We start from the raw sequence: 17,771 nt of genomic DNA on the forward strand, positions 1-17,771 counted from the left end.
TCATCTCATTTGCTATTTAATAAATGTTTATTTCGTATACGCTTTATAAACAAAACAATTGCTGTTTTATATTAAAAACTTCTTAGCGTGGGTTTTTTCCGAAATGCTGGCGGTACCCCATCGCCATCAACTTAAGAAATTGATTGTTCCCCAAAACGAAAAAAATGAGCCGAATTCTCATAAATAACTGTAAAAAGGTAAAATTCTCGTTATGGGGGTGTCTTAAAATCTTAGCTTGATGGGCATGGGGTAGCGTCAGGAAAATACGGATTTACAACGCTAAGCAAATTACAGCATAGAAAAAAATCGATTCCTTTTATGTTTAGGAACCGATTTTTTAATTTGGCTTATTAAGCTAACGCCCCCGTTAGCCAACCATGCAGCGAAAAATCGTCGTTGCACCACAGAGAATGAAAATATACTGAACTGTCTATACTGGTTCTTAATTCAATCAATCCAATCCATAGATCGATTAATTGTGGCTCTCTCCATTTTTTTAAACGATTGAGACGGGTCTTCTTAGGTATTGTCTTTTTTCAGAGTTACAGAAGTTTATTTTCATAGTAGTTTAAGTGGGAAAATTCACAATTTTCCCTCTCTGTAGCTGTACCTCTGCTAAATTTATATTTTCCATCACATTCTTCATACCCGCTTTTTATACGCCCTCATTGCAAAGATATAAGCCACTATCATAATCCCAATGCACCACGCAAGAGCAATCCATATATCATTACCCACTGGCTGACTTGACAACAACGCACGAATGGATTCCACTATCGAGGTTACCGGTTGGTTCTCTGCAAAGACGCGAACGACAGTCGGCATCGACTCGGTCGGCACAAACGCCGAGCTGATAAACGGCAGGAAGATAATCGGGTAGGAAAAGGCGCTTGCGCCATCCACCGATTTTGCGGAGAGTCCGGCAATCGCCGCGACCCAAGTTAATGCCAGCGTAAACAGCGCGAGTATGCCGACTACTGCAAGCCATGGCAGTAGCCCCGCCGACGAATGAAAACCCATAATTAATGCTACGAGAATAATGACGACAACCGATATGGCGTTGGATACCAGCGATGTCAGCCAAGCCCCCACAGTAAAGTGGAACGTGAAATCGGCATGGTGTGAAACCGCTCCAATATGCCCCGTTGCACATCGGTAAATAGGTGGAAAGCCGTGTAGGATACACAACAACATACCACCGAAGGTTAGAAAATCATTGGAATACTAGCTATGTAACGTACCACTCCATTATGGTTATAAATCAATTCATCTGGATCAATCGCCAATTTTAAATCTGGTAAGCGTCTAAGCAAAGTACCAAAGGCAACTTTTGCTTCCAATCTTGCAAGTGGCGCACCCAAACAGTGATGAATACCATTGCCGAAGGCAAGATGATCGTTTTCTCTTCTCGTAATATCGAATACTTCAGGATTGGAAAACTGTTTTGGATCAAGATTCGCAGTGCCAAGAGAGAATAGAACCATTTCACCTTTGCGGATGTTTTTCCCATGCATCGTTATATCTTCACTTGCAAAACGCCAGCTGATCATGAGCGGTCCAGCATAGCGAAGTAGCTCTTCGATAGCATTAGGTAGCAAAGAAGGATTACTACGCAACAAAGCTAATTGTTCTGGATGTTTCTGCAAAGCAACCATACCATTTCCAATCAAATTTGTTGTGGTCTCATGTCCAGCAGTAATGAGTAATTGGACGGTAGCGAGCAGTTCGGGTTCACTCAGTTTATCCTCTTGATCGTGTGCGTGTATCAGGGAGCTGATTACACCTTCCGTTGGATGTTTTCGTTTTTCTTCCAATGTTGCTCGGATGCATGAGTAATACTCTTTGATCCATGCATGATGGTCTTGATTAGGATCTGTCTTTATGCTCACCCACAAATCATAAATTTTCTCTTGATACAAAACAGGTATTCCTAACATCTCAGCAATAACCCGAAATGGAAGTGGAAAAGCAAAATCTGCAATAAGATCCATCTTCCCTTTTTTCTGTACTGCATCCAATAATTCATCTGTAATCTGTTGAATACGAGGTTCTAGATTCGCGATCATTTGAGGGGTAAAAGCTTTGGCTGTTAACCTGCGCAAACGAGTATGATCAGGTGGATCAGATTCCAGCATATTTGGGAAATTTATACTCCATTCCCACTTCTCAGATCGATCTTCTAAATCTGGTTGATCTTGTGTAGGCTGTAGCTTTCGCACATCTCGAATAAACCGAGGATCTTTGAGAATAGCTACTGTATCCTCATGGTGAATCGCAAGCCAGGCTGGTCCCATTCCATAATAATCATCTAGACGGATAAGCGGCTCTTGTTGTTCCGTTAGTTTTTTATAAAAGCCAACAACATCCTTCATATTTTCTGACGAACTAAAATCTTCTGTTGTAATCTTTTTCATTTGGTTTCCCTCTCTTTTTTGTTATTCATGCTTTAAAGCCCTTTGTCAAAAAGGTGTATTCGATGCATCGAATAGACTGAATATTGGCAACCGAAATATGACTCACCTCATGTTATGGGTAATCAGAATCGAGATATGTCCTGCTGCTTCCTTGTTTTTTCTCTTATTAGTAAGTTAGCTAGATGCTTGCGTGCTGTTTCCATCGGCCCCATGGTAAAGTAACCTAACCATAAAGTAGCAAAGAGTAACTGCAGCAAACAGATTAATATCCAAACAGAAATGACCGTAAACGAGTTGGGGTTTCCACCAAATCCCAAGCCCCAACCATAAAACAGAACTGAACACAAAATATTTTGTAATACATAGCAGCTCAAGGACATCTTACCTGCTCTTTCTAGAAAGCTCCATAATGAAAAGGAATGGAATTTTTCAACCAACAAGCTGATTGCCCCCATGTATCCAATCGATAGAACCGGAGCAAATACATACCTTACTGGAAAATCAAAATAACCTCCGGGAATAAACAGCAATAAGTTTAGAGGTAAACCAAGAGACAGTCCGATCTTCATCATCTTTTTGCGAATGTTCCGTCCATTATCATCGTTCGCAAAAGCTCCTTTCCTCATCAGCAGAACACCTGTTAAAAATAGAAAAATATTAAAGGGAATAACAAAGATTGCTTCTGTCCGCAAATCCCAAAAATGGTTAAGTCGATATTGAACCTGTTTCAACCAAGATCCACTTTGATAAAGCTTAGTGACTTCTTGAGGTACTGCAAATGACTCACTATTTACTTGATGTCCCAGTACACCTAAGCAAACAATTAATATAAAGAAGGCATGAATCACTGCAGCACTGATCATCGTTATTCGCATCGTTTTTTCTCCTACTTTGACGATAAGAGAGACAATAATCGCGGTCATTGCATAAGACATCAAAATGTCGTACTCCAGCACCAAGGTAAAGTGCAGAAATCCTTCGAGAAGTAGAATTAAGGAGATCCATATGTATATTCCTGGCCAAGGACGGTTCAACCGTTGCGATTGCTGGTATTTTAATTCCAACCCAACGCCAAACATGATGGCTAATAAGCCAAGCAATTTGCCATTAATTAAAGCTAAAAATAAAGTTCGTAAAAAGGCGTCACCTGATAACCACCACTTGTTATGAGTAAAGGTAAATATATAATTCAAATCCCCTAAATGTGCAAAAATCCAAATATTTGTTCCTAAGGTCCCTAAAATTGCTACTCCTCGTAAAATATCTAGACTTCGAATTCGTTTACTGCTTTTCATGTTTCACTCTCCGCTTTCTTAATTTTTTCATTATCAATCACACATTTACTTTATTTGTAAAAAATACCATATATACCATAATTTCATAAGAAGCAATTAAAGATTTTATTTGTATAACGTCTACATGTGAAGTTGGCATAACATGAGTTATCGGCAGTCAATGTAACTAGAAGCTTATAAAAAAGCCCTCCAGCTAAGCGGTCTGGAGGGGGTTTCTTGTTCACATAATCAAGCTTATAGGTGGTTCTTTGTAAGTTCAATCCGAGAAATCTCTAAACCACGTTTCTAGTTCTTCAGCATCATAATACCTATTACTATCCCGAACTGCTATTTTATTAATCAACACCCACCATTTTCCAGTTACAAGTTGATCCTCTCTGCCGATAACTATCATCAACAGGGTTACTAGGGGGGGCCAATTAGGGTCACGATTTAAGTGAATGTAGGTCCTGAATTGTCCTTATTGCCCGTATAAAAATCGTATATCTACTATTTAGTCTAATACTTTGTTTTAATAAAAATTTTCTTCATGAAAGAAAATTAGTCATCAGTCTAAATCTTTATTTTACTAAAGTAGAAAAATAGGAATAGGGAAATCTAATTAGACCAACGATGCTCCGTCTAAAACATTTTTATAACAGGTCAGTATTTACACTTGAACATGTTGCATTCATGCTCTCATGGGCTATTCATCAAGTTAATAAGCTATAAGTGTAGTTTTTCTCTTTCTCATGCGAAATAAAATAACCAATCCTAAATTGGCTTGGTTATTTTGTAGTCTATTATTTTATTTGTTCTTTTTGCTTATATGTTAAATACGCTAAAACACTCTTGCTATTTGTATACTTCGGATTATTTCCTTTCCGGGGTTCACGAGAATGTGTTTTTTCATATCCAGGTACCTCAGGCATATCTTTTAAAAATTGCATAACTTCAGCTTCTGTTCCTTCAATACGTACACGAATCATTATTGTTGCTCCTTACTATATATGTTTTACTCTACCAAGTATATCGACTACTACAAATCCCGCAAGTATGAATTATCTTTTTAAGGTAAATGATTTTCTAGCAACGAACAAAGTCATTTCTGTATAAAAAGACTGTATTTCATTCTTTTCTATTGTGATATGAAACCATTCTTGTATTTCTTTAGGAGCTTTTATCATATAGTGTGTTAATTCATCTCTTTCATTTTTAGGAACATTCATCATATCACACCACCATTCAAACTTAAATTCTTTATCAAAAGTGGTATATGATTGTACCTGTAAACCATTTCTTTCTAATAACGATATCCATTCTGTCTTTTTATAAGCACGTTGGTGACTTGGATCACGCTTTTTCTCTAAAAAGTTATAAAAAACATCGTATTCTTCAACTTCTGGAGCAACATTATCAATAAGAAGAAACAGACCATGTTTTTCTAATGTTCGATGTACTTCCGTAACGAATCGATCAATGTTGGTAAAATGATGTGCAGCAATGCGGCACGTAATGGTATCAAACGATTCATTTGGAAATGGTAATTTTTCTGCGTTCCCTTGTACAAATGAAACATTTGTATGTCCATTTGAATGAATAAATTGTTCTGCTTTCTCTAGCATGTTCTCCGTCAAATCAAATGCAACGACATCTTGAAATAAAGAAGCTAATGCATTTACAACGTGTCCTCCACCGGTCGCAATATCAAGAAGGCGACCATTCTTATTGTTTCTAACGTTTTCAATGAGAAATTGTAAATCCGTTCCCTTTGCATGAATTAGACTCGTTACATATTTCGTAGCATTTTGACCAAATTGGTTCACAACTAACTTTTCATTATTCATTTACATCAGCCCCTTTAATCCCCTTTTCCTTCATAAAGTTATATGAACAGTTTTAAAGTCCTGCAAAAACTAATTTTTATTTATCACATCTAGTCCTCCTATGTATACATTCATCATATTTATATACGCCTTTATCTCCTTATTTCCCTATTGATTTTATATATTAATAGTTAAATGAATCTATTTTAATCTGTCCATTTGTAACGGAAATAACTTATAAATCAAAAAAATTGAAATTCTTCTTTCAAACCCTTAATATATACCCTAACTCAAAATATACAGTTATAAGATGAAATGGAAAAAGGAGGTTTTATATACGAGTTTCACTACTATTAAAGACTGAGAGGTTATTCTATGTGGCGTAATAAAAACGTATGGATTGTTCTAACTGGTGAATTTATTGCTGGGGTAGGTTTATGGCTTGGAATTCTAGGTAACCTAGAATTCATGCAAAAGCATGTTCCATCTGATTTTATGAAATCCGTTATTATGTTTATTGGATTATTAGCCGGAGTCCTTGTTGGTCCCATGGCAGGAAGGTTTATTGACCAATATTCTAAGAAAAAAGTACTTCTATATGCAGGCTTTGGTCGTGTATTAAGTGTTATTTTTATGTTTTTCGCTATTCATTACGAGAGTATTTTATTTATGATTTTATTTATGATCGCCATTCAAATTTCTGCAGCCTTTTATTTCCCTGCACTACAATCTGTTATCCCACTTATTGTTCAGGAACATGAATTATTGCAAATGAATGGAATTCATATGAACATCGGAACAATCGCTCGTATTGTCGGTACCTCGCTGGGCGGAGTCCTTCTTGTTGTAATGAGTTTAAAATATATGTATGCTTTTTCAATGGCTGCTTACGCACTATTATTCTTTTTTACTTTTTTATTAAACTTTGAAGATACGAAAACAGATATAACGAATGAAAAGAAATCACAAAATACAAGTTTTATAGAAGTGTTTCACATTTTAAAAGAAGTCCCTATTGCATTTCGCGCTCTAATTTTAAGTATTATTCCGCTTTTATTTATCGGTGGCTTTAATTTAATGGTTATTAATATTAGTGAAATGCAGCATGATACAACAATTAAAGGATTTATTTATACAATTGAAGGTTTATCGTTTATGCTCGGTGCATTTGTAATTAAACGTTTATCAGAACACGTTTCATCATATAAGTTACTGTATATTTTTTCATTTTGTATTGCTTTCTCTCACTTATCTCTTTTTTTTAGTGATATAAAATGGATGACACTTGTATCTTTCGGTATGTTTGGATTTAGTGTTGGCTGCTTCTTTCCTGTTATGTCAACGATTTTCCAGACGAAAATTGATAAAAGTTACCATGGGCGTATATTTTCATTCCGTAATATGTTTGAGCGTGTAATGTTCCAAATTGTCTTACTCGGAACGGGTTTCTTCTTAGATACAATCGGATTGCAATATATGGTACTTATTTTCGGTGTCATTTCTCTACTTATTATTTTAGTTTCATTATCACAGCAAAAACAACCGAGTAAAAATACTTCTCAAACAACAAATATGTAGGAGCCATCTCATGTTAGAGATGGCTTTCATTATTATGAAAGTAGTTCACCAAAGTCACCTGTCTTAATATCACCACTGTTCGCTTCATCCGTATCAATATGCATATCTAATGCAAATGTATCTTTCACACGAACTAATACTTGATGAAAAATTAGCGCTCGATCTCCACCTACTTTAATACTCACATATTGCCCGTCTTTCACTCGAAAATGTTCCGCATCTTCTGATGTCATATGAACGTGCCGCTCAGCAACAATTACCCCTTTATCAATTTGAATTTTACCATTCGGGCCGATTACAGTAATACCAGGTGTTCCATCGATATTTCCTGATGAACGAATAGGAGCATTAATTCCAAGCTTCCGTGCATCTGTTTTTGAAATCTCCACTTGTGTAAATTTGCGAACTGGCCCAAGAATTCGTACTTTCGCAATTTCTGATTTCTCCGTTTTGATGGTAACTGTTTCTGCTGCGGCGAATTCTCCTGGCTGAGAAAGTTCTTTTGCTACTGTTAACTCATAGCCATTTCCAAAAATTTTTTCCAAGTCTTCCTTTGTCACATGAATATGCCGATTTGATACACCAATAGGAATTTGCTTCATGTTTATTTCTCCTTTTATAAATATACATTTTCTATTGTTTCCTGATTTGTGAAATTTAGTTATTAGGAGTAATAAATGTTATGAAAAAATTGTAATAGGTGTGTTTAATGATTTTTTTGAAGTAACCTTACTTTTTGAATTATATATCCAAATAAGGAATCTATATTCTAGTGTAAATTTTAGAGGGGGTTATATTATTTTTTTATTATTATTTATAAAAATAATACAGTGAATGAAATTTTGTTTTAATTGCTAGTTTTGTATTTTCGTAAAAAAATGTTAAAATGTAAATATGTGTGTTTTCAGAAAAGTAAAAGAATATGAATACTAAAAACAAAGTTTAATGAAAATAGTAGTATTTTTTAGGAGGGGTTATACATGAAGTACACGCTAGCAACAAGAATGAAAGCATTCCAATCCTCAATTTTTAGTGAATTAGCAGCCTATAAAAAAGAGAAAATTGCAGAAGGTCATGAAATTATTGATTTAAGTATCGGAAATCCAGATATGCCTCCGGCTGATATTGTACGAGAAGCACTAGTAAGTGCAACAAATGAAAAAAAGAATTATGGATATACATTGACAGGTACACAAGAATTTCACAATGCTGTGACAGAATATTATGAGATTAATCACCATGTCGCTTTAAATGCTGATAACGAAGTATTATTATTAATGGGATCACAAGACGGACTTGTTCATTTACCGATGGCTTTTGCTAATCCAGATGATATTATCCTTGTTCCAGATCCAGGTTATACGGCATATGCAACAGGACTTGCAATGGCAGGTGCAACTCCGTATTTTATGCCATTAAAAAAAGAAAATGCTTTTCTTCCTGATTTACATACGATTCCGAAAGAAGTTGCCGAAAAAGCAAAAATGATGATATTAAACTTTCCTGGTAATCCTGTACCGGCAATGGCAACAGAATCATTTTTTACTGATGTTATTGCTTTTGCAAAAGAATACAATATTATTGTCGTTCATGACTTTGCTTACTCTGAATTTTATTATGATGGACAAAAGCCTATTAGCTTCCTATCCGTTCCGGGTTCAAAAGATGTTGGTGTCGAAATCAACTCTCTATCTAAAAGTTATAGCTTAGCTGGTAGTCGTATTGGCTATATGATTGGAAATAAAGAGATTGTAGAAACACTTAAACAATTTAAATCAAACATCGATTACGGTGTCTTTCTTCCAATTCAAAAAGCCGCAACTGTTGCTTTACGAGAAGGTGCTTCATATTGCGCAGCAAACCGGACGATCTATCAAAAACGAAGAGATACATTTATTGATGGACTAGCTGAAGCAGGCTGGCATGTTGAAAAACCAGCTGGAAGTATGTTCATATGGGCAGAAATTCCAAAAGGTTGGATTTCTTTAGAATTTGCATACGCATTGATTGATCGTGCCAATGTCGTTGTCACACCTGGTCATGCATTTGGCCCGCATGGAGAAGGCTTTGTTCGCATTGCCCTTGTTCAAAATGAAGAAAAGTTAAAACAAGTAGTTAACAACATTAAAAATAGTGGTATTTTTTCTAGTGAGGGTGCAGCCGATTTAGTAAGAAATTAATTACCTTCCCCCTGCTCTCTTTTTCGAAGCAGGGGTTTATTTTTTATAAAAGGAATAAAGGAAATCATGCCATAGCTGATACAGTTACCCTCCTCTTATCTTGACTTAGAAACTACACTTATAATATATAATCAGGAGGTAACGTATGAACAAAGTTAACATTCAAAGTGTACTGCCGCACCGATATCCTTTTTTAATGGTTGATCATATCGTTGAAATGGAATCTGGCAAGTCGGTAAAAGGTTATAAAAATGTAAGTTGCAATGAATGGTTTATAACAGAATCACAAACGACAATGCCACACACGTTAATTATTGAAGCAATTGCACAACTCGGAGCATTTGTCAGCCTGGAAAATACTGTCGGGTTAGGATTTCTCTCATCACTAGAAGGAGTAGAATTTTTAGGATCCGCTCAGCCTGGTGATCGATTAGACCTATATTATGAAGTTATTCGAAATAAACGTGGATTTATTCTCGGAAAAGGTCATGCCGCTGTAAATGGAAAGACAATTGTCAACGTAGATAAATTGTTAGTGTATATGGAGTCTGTGTAACAATAGAGCTAAAATCCCAATTTATAAAAGTTAGAACAGTGATGTTTACATTCACTGTTCTTTTCTGTTTTTAAAAAGAGAAATAGTCTCCAAAAAGGTTGTTAATCCTAATGTTTACTAATGTTGATTTTAATTGATTTTTTGCAAAGCCTTACTTCTCTTAACATGAATAGATAAAAAACTATTGAGTAAGGAATCTCACTTTTAAGACCCTTCCGCGCCATAATCCTTAATAGTTAATTTTACGCTATATTTAATTGGAACCTCACTAAATGTTTTATCCCAATCTTTTTTAACCTTTTCCCACGTTTTAGGATACTCAATTTTTAATCTGTTTCCGAATCCAGCAACGTCGACCTGATATTCTTTTTGAATTTTTTTCAGTGTATGCTTCACTAGTCGATCTACTTCTTGCGTAGCGGCTTTTTCTGCCCTTTTTATAAACTGATTTTTAAAAGGTGTACCCGAAGCAACCCAGTTTTCAGATATCCGTCCCTCTGATTCCATGTTTACATCAAAAGAGATTTTGTTTCCTTTAACGTGAGGGGTAATCGTACTTTTCATAGATGCGACCTCATACATAATCAGCTGTCCTGTTTTTTTATCAACACCTTTCACCAAACCACCTTTCCCCTTTCCAGATATCCATGTTAAGCCTTCCAATTCCTTTTCACTCAAAAAGCCACGCAATTTTTTTGTTTTTCCTTTAATGATCGCAGCTCCCGAAAATTTCACTTCCCCATCTGACGAAACCACATTTTGCAACAGAAAACTGGATTCTGATTGCATCTTGCCTGGTAATTTAGCAAGCGGAACAGGAGGTAAAATCCTTGATGTTCTGTATTGATTATCTGCAATTCCAAATAAACGAAGCGCCGGAATTTCTCCTGGCTCATCTGTTTCTAGCGTCTTGCTGGCTCGCCCCTTGCTAATTAACATGAGGCAGCTCGGTCGAATCTCATTATCACGAAGATAAACATCAAGTAACTTTTTCAAACTAAACGTGCGTGCGAGATCAGCACTAATAACCATCACTTTCGTGTGGTGAAAAATTACAGGCCGATCTCTTCTTAATGAAACTTCACGAATCATTTGGTGGAGAGAATCTCCGGTTTCAGAAACATTCTTGTAAGATTTTTGTTGCGATGATCCAGCCTTCCCTCCTCCACTTGATGATTGCGGTTCAACGAATTGATAGGTCGATGTTATAATATTCTTCTTCGGATACCCCCCGCCTTGTTTTTGTAGTTTTTTCTCAACAGTCGACTCCTTTCCTTTATCAAATGCCAAACCTACCTCGAAACCCAACTCTTCAATTTCATGGCTGCTCCAGCACCCTGTAAGAGATAGAAGTAAAAGAACCAACGGTAAAATCAGGAGGAACCGTACATGATTAAGAATTTGTTTCATTCTTTCTCTTCCTCCATCTGAAGATTATGAGAAGAAGCAGTGGCAATGCACCGAATAAAAACAAAGCAGCATTACCAATCATATCCCCCAATTTAAATAGATCATTGGTATTTTTAGGAGTGATGGAAATGATGTAAACGATCGGAAGTAACCCATACATAAACGAATGAATATTCTTTTTAAAGAGTTGAGCCAGCCCCAAAGCAGCAGCATAATAGCAGATTGTATAGGTTGAAAAGATTTGCATAATCCATATTACAAGTAATAAAGATTCGAAACGTTCAAATATTAAGCCGGGAATTTCAAAACTTCGCATGAGATCAATCGTTGGCCATGTTCTCGTTATCACTCCATCGACGGATAATGCTCCGATAACCATCACAACTGTAATAACATAAAAAATTAAAGGAATGAGAGTTCCAACTAAAACAACCTTGCCAGCCTTGTTTGGCTCTTGCATGAACGCCAAAAGGAGCAACATAATTTCAAATCCTGAATATGCGAGAGTTGTTGTTTTTATCCCTTTTAGCACCGGCATAATTCCTAATCCTAATACCGGACGAAGATTATCTATCTCAAATATTCCAATACTCATAAAGGCAGTCAACAAAAAAAGGAAGACCGTAATTGGGAATATAATTTCAAACAGACGAGCCATTGGGTTTATGCCGCCTAACATCAAATAAAGACTCGTCCACATAAATGTCATGATAATAGCCCAGCCAGGAGTTCCTTCCAGTAAAAAAAAACTCGTTACTTCTTCTAGCACTCTGACTTCAAATGAAGAAAGGATAAAAAAGTAACCTATTATAAATAGACTCAATAACCCACCTACCCATTTTCCTACAATGTCTTGGCTGTATTGATAAAATGTTTTTTCGGGAAACTGCTGGCTTAATTTGACCATAATCAATCCTGCAATCATCGCAATTATCCCGCCTAAAATAACAGTTATCCAAACATCTGGTGTCTTCACTTTCTCCCCAGCTGTTCTAGGCAAGGTGAGAATGCCTGCTGCAAGTACATAATTAATAAGAATAACAGCTGCTTGTGACGTCTTAATTTGATCTTTAGGTTTAGTAATCATCACTGGTCACTTCCTTTTTAAAGTAAGCTATCCTTTTCGTATGGGGTCTTTCGGATTTAGCATCTTCGGACGACGTTTCATCATTTGAAATGGCATGCGAACCAAAAAGTCTTTCCAATCACTTAATCGATAAGGAACAGCCGGACTGACATAAGGTACGCCAAAACTCTTTAGTTTCACCATATGACTGCATAAGAAGAGGGAAAACAGAATGACCCCGTACAATCCAAACATGGCAGCGCAAAACATGGCTACAAAGCGAAGAATGCGCAGTGGAATCGCTGTACTATAAGGTGAGAGAGCAAATGAGGAAATGGCAGTTGCAGCTACTACGATTACCATCATGGGACTAACAATCCCTGCTTCTACCGAAGCCTGTCCAATGATTAGTCCGCCGACGATCCCCATCGCCGAGCCAATTGGTTTTGGTAAACGTAGTCCGGCTTCCCGTAAAATTTCGATAGCTACTTCCATAAGCAATGCTTCTATAATTGCAGGAAACGGCACACCTTCCCGTCCTCCTATGATGGAAACGGCTAGCTTGGTCGGAATCAATCCAGGGTGAAACGAGATAAAGGAAATATACAAGGCAGGTGTAAAAAGAGAAATGATTGCTGCTCCAAAGCGTAATAGGCGGATGAGCGTGCCAGGAATCCAACGTTCATAATAATCTTCGGGCGATTGCATCATCATACTAAATGTAACTGGAACGATCAAAGCAAAAGGTGTCCCGTCCAATAAAATCGCAACCCGACCTTCCATTAGTGCGGCGATAACGCGATCAGGACGCTCCGTACTCTGCGCTTGCGCAAAAGGACTGAAATAATTATCTTCGATGAGCTGCTCTACATAGCCTGATTCCAGTACATTATCAATATCAATTTTCTGAATTTTCCTCTTAACTTCTTCTACTAATGCCGAGTCAGCAATTTCTTTCATATAAACAACGGCTAGTTCTTTTTTTGCCCGCTTTCCTACTTGAAACTTTATTAATGATAGGCCTTCATTTTCACCATGACGTCGCAAAAGAGCGGTATTATCGCTTAAAATTTCTGTGAAACCTACTCGTGGACCTCTAACCGATACTTCTGATATCGGTTCTTCGATATTCCGCGTTCTCCCTTTTATTGTATCAAGAATTAATATACCTAATGATCCATCAATCAAAAGTGCCGTTGAACCTGTCAACACTTTTGACATTAAATCTTTTATATCATGAACTTCTTTTACTTCACTAATGGGAAGGATTTGTTCTTTAATAAACTCTTTCGAAACTGTACCTTTCATATAAGATGAATCCTGTTTGTATTCTTCATAAAAATCAAGCATCAATGATTTCATAATGTGTGTGTCGATGAGCTCTTTGTCCGACAGACCCTCCACAAAAATGATTGCCGCCTGAATACCTGTACGCCCAATGTTAAACTCCCGAAAGTGTACATCTGAGTTATAACTAATTTCTTTCTTTACAAGTTCCAAATCTGCGGTGAAATCGCCTGTAAAATGTTCTGTTGAGTCCTGAAAAGACCTAACTTCCTGCTTATCTTCATATGTATTGGTTGTTTTCTTCATTTGTTTGATCTTTGATTTCTGCTCACTCATTCCCATCACTCTTTCTCTTTGAAAACTTAATGTACATCCAGCAACCTAGTACCATGCTTTCTATAGTATTCAATCGTGTAAATTAAACAGTTCACAACTATAATCATTTCCTAAAAAAAGAAATTTATGTTATTACATATAATCAATTTTTCATTGGATAAAAGCTATTGCAATAGCGAAATCGAGTTCAAGATAGAAGAAACGTCTGTGGTTTTACGGAGATTGATAAACGCGTTCATTTAATCAATTGAGTTAAGCGTTTAAAAATATCTAATATTTGGAGTATCCGTTTGGATTAAAATCTTCGCAGGAGAATAGATTAGAAGAATAGATTAGAAGAATAGATTAGGAGAAGATATTGAAATTGGTATAAAGGTTGCTCTTATTTCTATTAATGGTGACAGAAATGAGGATGGTAACGCTCGCTTTAAGCACATCTAAAATCATATTCATCAAAATAAAAACTAGCGACACAGATAAAGTTCAACTAATTGGGCTTATGACAGCAGTTATTCTCATCTATCTTTTTTGTTTTCTTAGAATCTTATATCGGGATCTTACTTCTCGTTAATGTGGGGGTAAAAAATTGGGCCATTTCATTCTTAAAACTCAAACTAGGTATATATAAATAAAAGAGATCATTTTATGAATTTAATGAATGAAATCAATCACTGCCCTATTCTAGGTGAAACTTTACGGCCACATACTCCTTCTTCCTTACAAATTGACACCTTTAATGGATATGCTTGGTTAGGAATGGTTGTATTTGTTATGGAGGGAGTGTATGCTCGTAAATTTCCATATGTAGCATTGTTGTCTAAATTTCCAGAAATCAATGTATGTACATACGTTCAATACGATGATAAACCCGATGCTTTTTTACGTCTGTTGATATGGAAGGTTAGGCCTCATATACAATAGAGAGGACATGGTTCGATTTTCCATATCACTCCATACAAATTTATTTTTCAAAAAGAAGGACAAATTTTTCATTGCAAAAGTATTCACTACATCTGATATTTGCTCTTCAATATAACAATCCACTTCATTCCTCATCCTCTAACGAATGAATCCAACTAAAAATTTTTGAAATTACATACGGAATGAAAAATACGATAAAAGCTTGCCCGAAAACTTTCCACTCTGGAAGATAGGAAACAATCATTTTCCACATTTTAATCATCCTATATCAGCAGTTGACACCGCGACTTTTTACTCTAATCGGAATTTCTTACCTATTATTATGTCTTATGTGCGGAAATTTCATCCCCCAAAACACGCCATTTGTTATGAATGAAACACAATGTAACTGTTCCGCTGTCATAAAAAAATGTAAGCTAAACAGAGATCATGCTATAAATCATGACCTCTGTTTATGTGGTTTATTTATCCTGCGTATAAGTATTTGCCTCGACTGTTGATAAAAATGGGCTGATTTTATTTAAATAATAAATATATAACTCGTGCATAGCACGTGTACAAGCTGTATAGAAAAGTTTACGTTCACTTTTTCTTCTATATTGTTTATGTGAAGCATTATAAATAATAACCGCATCAAACTCTACACCTTTCGCTAAATAAGAAGGTACGATAAGTATCCCCGAACTAAACGAAGCTGTTTCTTTTTCAATAAGGTGAATTTGTATATATTGCTGCAGTATGTCATATGCTGCTTTACTTTCTTGAGCAGTTTTACAAATAACTGCTATCGTTTTGTGACCATTTTCTTTCAAATTTTTAATCCGACTTACAATTTTCTGATGCAGTTCCTCTTCGGTGTCTACTACTGTTATAACTGGTTTGCTTCCCTCACGTTGAAAAGGTTCAATAGAATCTCCCCCTGAAATAAGTTGCCGCGTAAATTCAATAATTTGTTTCGTCGAACGATAACTACGGGTAAGTTCAATGCGTTCACTTTTTTCTTCTCCATATAAAGCATATAGTTGCGAAAATCCATTTTCAGTCGCATGTGCATGTATTGTTTGATTAAAATCACCAAGTATCGTCATTTTACTATGTGGAAATAATTGCTTCAAAAAGGTAAATTGAAAATCTGAATAATCTTGAGCTTCATCAATAAATATATGCTCTACAGATGTACTTCTTTGTAAATCCTCCAGCTGATCTTTTATATATAAATAAGGTGTCGCATCCTCATATGCCATATAAAAGCGCTGTATACGTTCTGCCGTTTCTTCACATATTTCTTTCCAATTTGGTGGTAGGCTATTACTATCTGTAAATTGCTTTGCAAACAACGAATCTGTAAACAACTGTAAATAAATTGCAGGCGTATTAATGAATTGAAGTCTCTTCACACGTTTACGAAGTGGTTTAAAGCGGGCGTTCACAATCATTGCAGCTAACATTTGTTGTTCACGTTCAAAATCATCAAATGTATTATCACCATACTGTTTTTCTTGTTGAAGTTTCTTATGAACTTTAGCATACATTTCTTTATCTAACAGTTGTATTTCTTCTTCAACCCAAAGTTCTTTTCGTTCTAGCCGCTCTCTTTTCTTTAGTTCTTTTAATAACCACTCAGAAATTAACTTTATTCGATTCGGAATTCTCATAGAAACAGGAAAAGAATAAAATTTCTCTTTTATTGCTTCCTTCGACATTAATAAGTTTCCGCGAAATTTAACATCTTTAAAAATCATTCCATCTTGTCTCAAATACGTCACATAGTTATCTACAGCCTTCACGAAAAGTGCACTTGCTTTATATCGAATTCCTTGCATACGTACTGAGTATTCTCGTTCTTCTATCTCTGAAAGTACATATTCCATTTGTGTGAACGGATCTTCTACATCAAAACTCTTATCTATATGCTCCTCTAAATATTCTTGAAATGTTGTCTGTTTCATATTTTCTTCTCCTAATTCAGGAAGAACAGTCGAAATATAACTATTAAACATTGAATTAGGAGAAAAAAGAATAATTTGATCCGCATGTAATGTATTTCGATATCGATATAGTAAATAAGCCACACGCTGCAATGCAGCAGATGTTTTTCCGCTTCCTGCTGCTCCTTGCACAATAAGTAAACGACTCGTTTCGTTACGAATAATTAGATTTTGTTCTTTCTGAATCGTAGCAACGATACTTTTCATTTGTGTATTCGCATTCTTCCCTAACACTTCTTGTAATAATGCATCACCAATCGTTACTCCTGTATCAAACATACTCTCCATTTGACTGTTACGAATGATGAATTGTCTCTTTAAAGTGATTTCTCCTGTAATAATTTCATTTTGCACCTTATACACGGCCGCTCCCAACGAGTAATCATAATATAGACTGGATATAGGTGCTCTCCAATCATATACAAGAAATTGTTCTGTGCTTTCATCAAAAAAAGAATGCATCCCAAGATAAATCTGATCAGTACTTCTTTCACTTTCTTCTAAAAAATCAATTCTCCCAAAATACGGAGATTGCTCTAGTCGTTTTAGCATCTTAAGCTGCCTATCTGCATGATAATGACTGCGTTCTCTTTCAGATAACAACTCTACTTGTTGCTTTATACTCGCTGCAGTTTCAACAGCCTCTTCAGCATTATCGAAGTTAACTGTTACATCATTCCAAAAGTCTTTTCGAATATTGACTACCTCTTTTTTCCCGCTACTCACATATTGCTGAAGAACATCTATCTCCTCTTTAATTTTCTTTATTACTTCCTCTACTCGTTGCTGTTCTCTCTTCCATTCTTGCTCATACTGTTCCATATTGTCACTCCTTATCGAGAAAAATAATTTGACCAAAAGTTTGACAAACACAGTTGTTTTTTGATAAAATTATATTGGGTAATTATCGAAGTAAAACCAGTATTACCCTATGG

14 protein-coding genes and 1 pseudogene are annotated in these 17,771 nt (G+C 35.9%); 4 read left to right on the plus strand and 11 right to left on the minus strand.

The window, feature by feature from the left end; genetic code table 11:
* Positions 1–642: 642 nt before the first annotated feature.
* The 5 genes and pseudogenes from CN326_RS09400 to CN326_RS09420 all read right to left on the minus strand — a co-directional run.
* Positions 643–1,184 (minus strand): annotated as a pseudogene (locus tag CN326_RS09400) (ABC transporter permease); the annotation flags it as partial.
* A gap of 21 nt (positions 1,185–1,205) precedes the next feature.
* Complete coding sequence (locus CN326_RS09405) at positions 1,206–2,414, minus strand: cytochrome P450 family protein (protein WP_098308585.1); 1,209 nt, start codon at positions 2,412–2,414, stop codon at positions 1,206–1,208.
* Positions 2,415–2,536: 122 nt separating this feature from the next.
* Positions 2,537–3,709, minus strand: coding sequence for a DUF418 domain-containing protein (locus CN326_RS09410; protein WP_098308587.1), 1,173 nt, complete (start codon positions 3,707–3,709; stop codon positions 2,537–2,539).
* Between the two features lie 782 nt (positions 3,710–4,491).
* Complete coding sequence (locus tag CN326_RS09415; RefSeq protein ID WP_098308589.1) at positions 4,492–4,677, minus strand: DUF3970 family protein; 186 nt, start codon at positions 4,675–4,677, stop codon at positions 4,492–4,494.
* Positions 4,678–4,749: 72 nt separating this feature from the next.
* Positions 4,750–5,535: a class I SAM-dependent methyltransferase gene (locus CN326_RS09420; protein WP_098308591.1), complete on the minus strand. Its 786-nt coding sequence runs from the start codon at positions 5,533–5,535 to the stop codon at positions 4,750–4,752.
* A 354-nt stretch (positions 5,536–5,889) separates the two neighbouring features.
* On the opposite strand from CN326_RS09420, the gene CN326_RS09425 reads away from it, so the two are divergent.
* Positions 5,890–7,092, plus strand: a complete 1,203-nt coding sequence (locus CN326_RS09425; protein WP_098308593.1) for an MFS transporter — start codon at positions 5,890–5,892, stop codon at positions 7,090–7,092.
* Positions 7,093–7,124: 32 nt separating this feature from the next.
* On the opposite strand, the gene pduL is transcribed toward CN326_RS09425, so the two are convergent.
* Entirely contained in the window at positions 7,125–7,694 is a 570-nt protein-coding gene (gene pduL, locus CN326_RS09430) for a phosphate propanoyltransferase (RefSeq protein ID WP_098308595.1), read from the minus strand.
* 378 nt (positions 7,695–8,072) lie between these two features.
* On the opposite strand from pduL, the gene CN326_RS09435 reads away from it, so the two are divergent.
* Both CN326_RS09435 and CN326_RS09440 read left to right on the plus strand, forming a co-directional pair.
* Entirely contained in the window at positions 8,073–9,272 is a 1,200-nt protein-coding gene (locus CN326_RS09435; RefSeq protein WP_098308598.1) for an LL-diaminopimelate aminotransferase, read from the plus strand.
* Between the two features lie 145 nt (positions 9,273–9,417).
* Complete coding sequence (locus CN326_RS09440; protein ID WP_098308600.1) at positions 9,418–9,828, plus strand: 3-hydroxyacyl-ACP dehydratase FabZ family protein; 411 nt, start codon at positions 9,418–9,420, stop codon at positions 9,826–9,828.
* Between the two features lie 204 nt (positions 9,829–10,032).
* Here CN326_RS09440 and CN326_RS09445 read toward each other — a convergent pair whose 3' ends face one another.
* Genes CN326_RS09445 through CN326_RS09455 form a run of 3 tightly spaced genes read right to left on the minus strand, consistent with a single transcriptional unit; the run spans position 10,033 to position 13,933 of the window.
* Entirely contained in the window at positions 10,033–11,238 is a 1,206-nt protein-coding gene (locus tag CN326_RS09445) for a Ger(x)C family spore germination protein (protein WP_098308602.1), read from the minus strand.
* On the minus strand, positions 11,222–12,325 hold the full coding sequence (locus CN326_RS09450; RefSeq protein ID WP_098308604.1) for a spore germination protein: 1,104 nt from the start codon (positions 12,323–12,325) through the stop codon (positions 11,222–11,224). Before CN326_RS09450 ends, CN326_RS09445 begins: the two co-directional genes overlap by 17 nt.
* Positions 12,326–12,352: 27 nt before the next feature.
* Positions 12,353–13,933: a spore germination protein gene (locus CN326_RS09455; protein WP_098308606.1), complete on the minus strand. Its 1,581-nt coding sequence runs from the start codon at positions 13,931–13,933 to the stop codon at positions 12,353–12,355.
* A 639-nt stretch (positions 13,934–14,572) separates the two neighbouring features.
* Here CN326_RS09455 and CN326_RS09460 point away from each other — a divergent pair.
* Positions 14,573–14,848 (plus strand): DUF2071 domain-containing protein, encoded by a 276-nt coding sequence (locus tag CN326_RS09460; protein WP_098308608.1) that lies wholly within the window; start codon positions 14,573–14,575, stop codon positions 14,846–14,848.
* A gap of 124 nt (positions 14,849–14,972) precedes the next feature.
* Here CN326_RS09460 and CN326_RS25040 read toward each other — a convergent pair whose 3' ends face one another.
* Both CN326_RS25040 and helD read right to left on the minus strand, forming a co-directional pair.
* Positions 14,973–15,101: a hypothetical protein gene (locus CN326_RS25040; RefSeq protein ID WP_255258115.1), complete on the minus strand. Its 129-nt coding sequence runs from the start codon at positions 15,099–15,101 to the stop codon at positions 14,973–14,975.
* Between the two features lie 208 nt (positions 15,102–15,309).
* Positions 15,310–17,658, minus strand: a complete 2,349-nt coding sequence (helD, locus tag CN326_RS09470) for an RNA polymerase recycling motor HelD (protein WP_098308612.1) — start codon at positions 17,656–17,658, stop codon at positions 15,310–15,312.
* Positions 17,659–17,771: the final 113 nt, after the last annotated feature.

Source organism: Bacillus sp. AFS018417 (assembly GCF_002560985.1).
GTDB lineage: Bacteria > Bacillota > Bacilli > Bacillales > Bacillaceae_G > Bacillus_A > Bacillus_A rhizoplanae.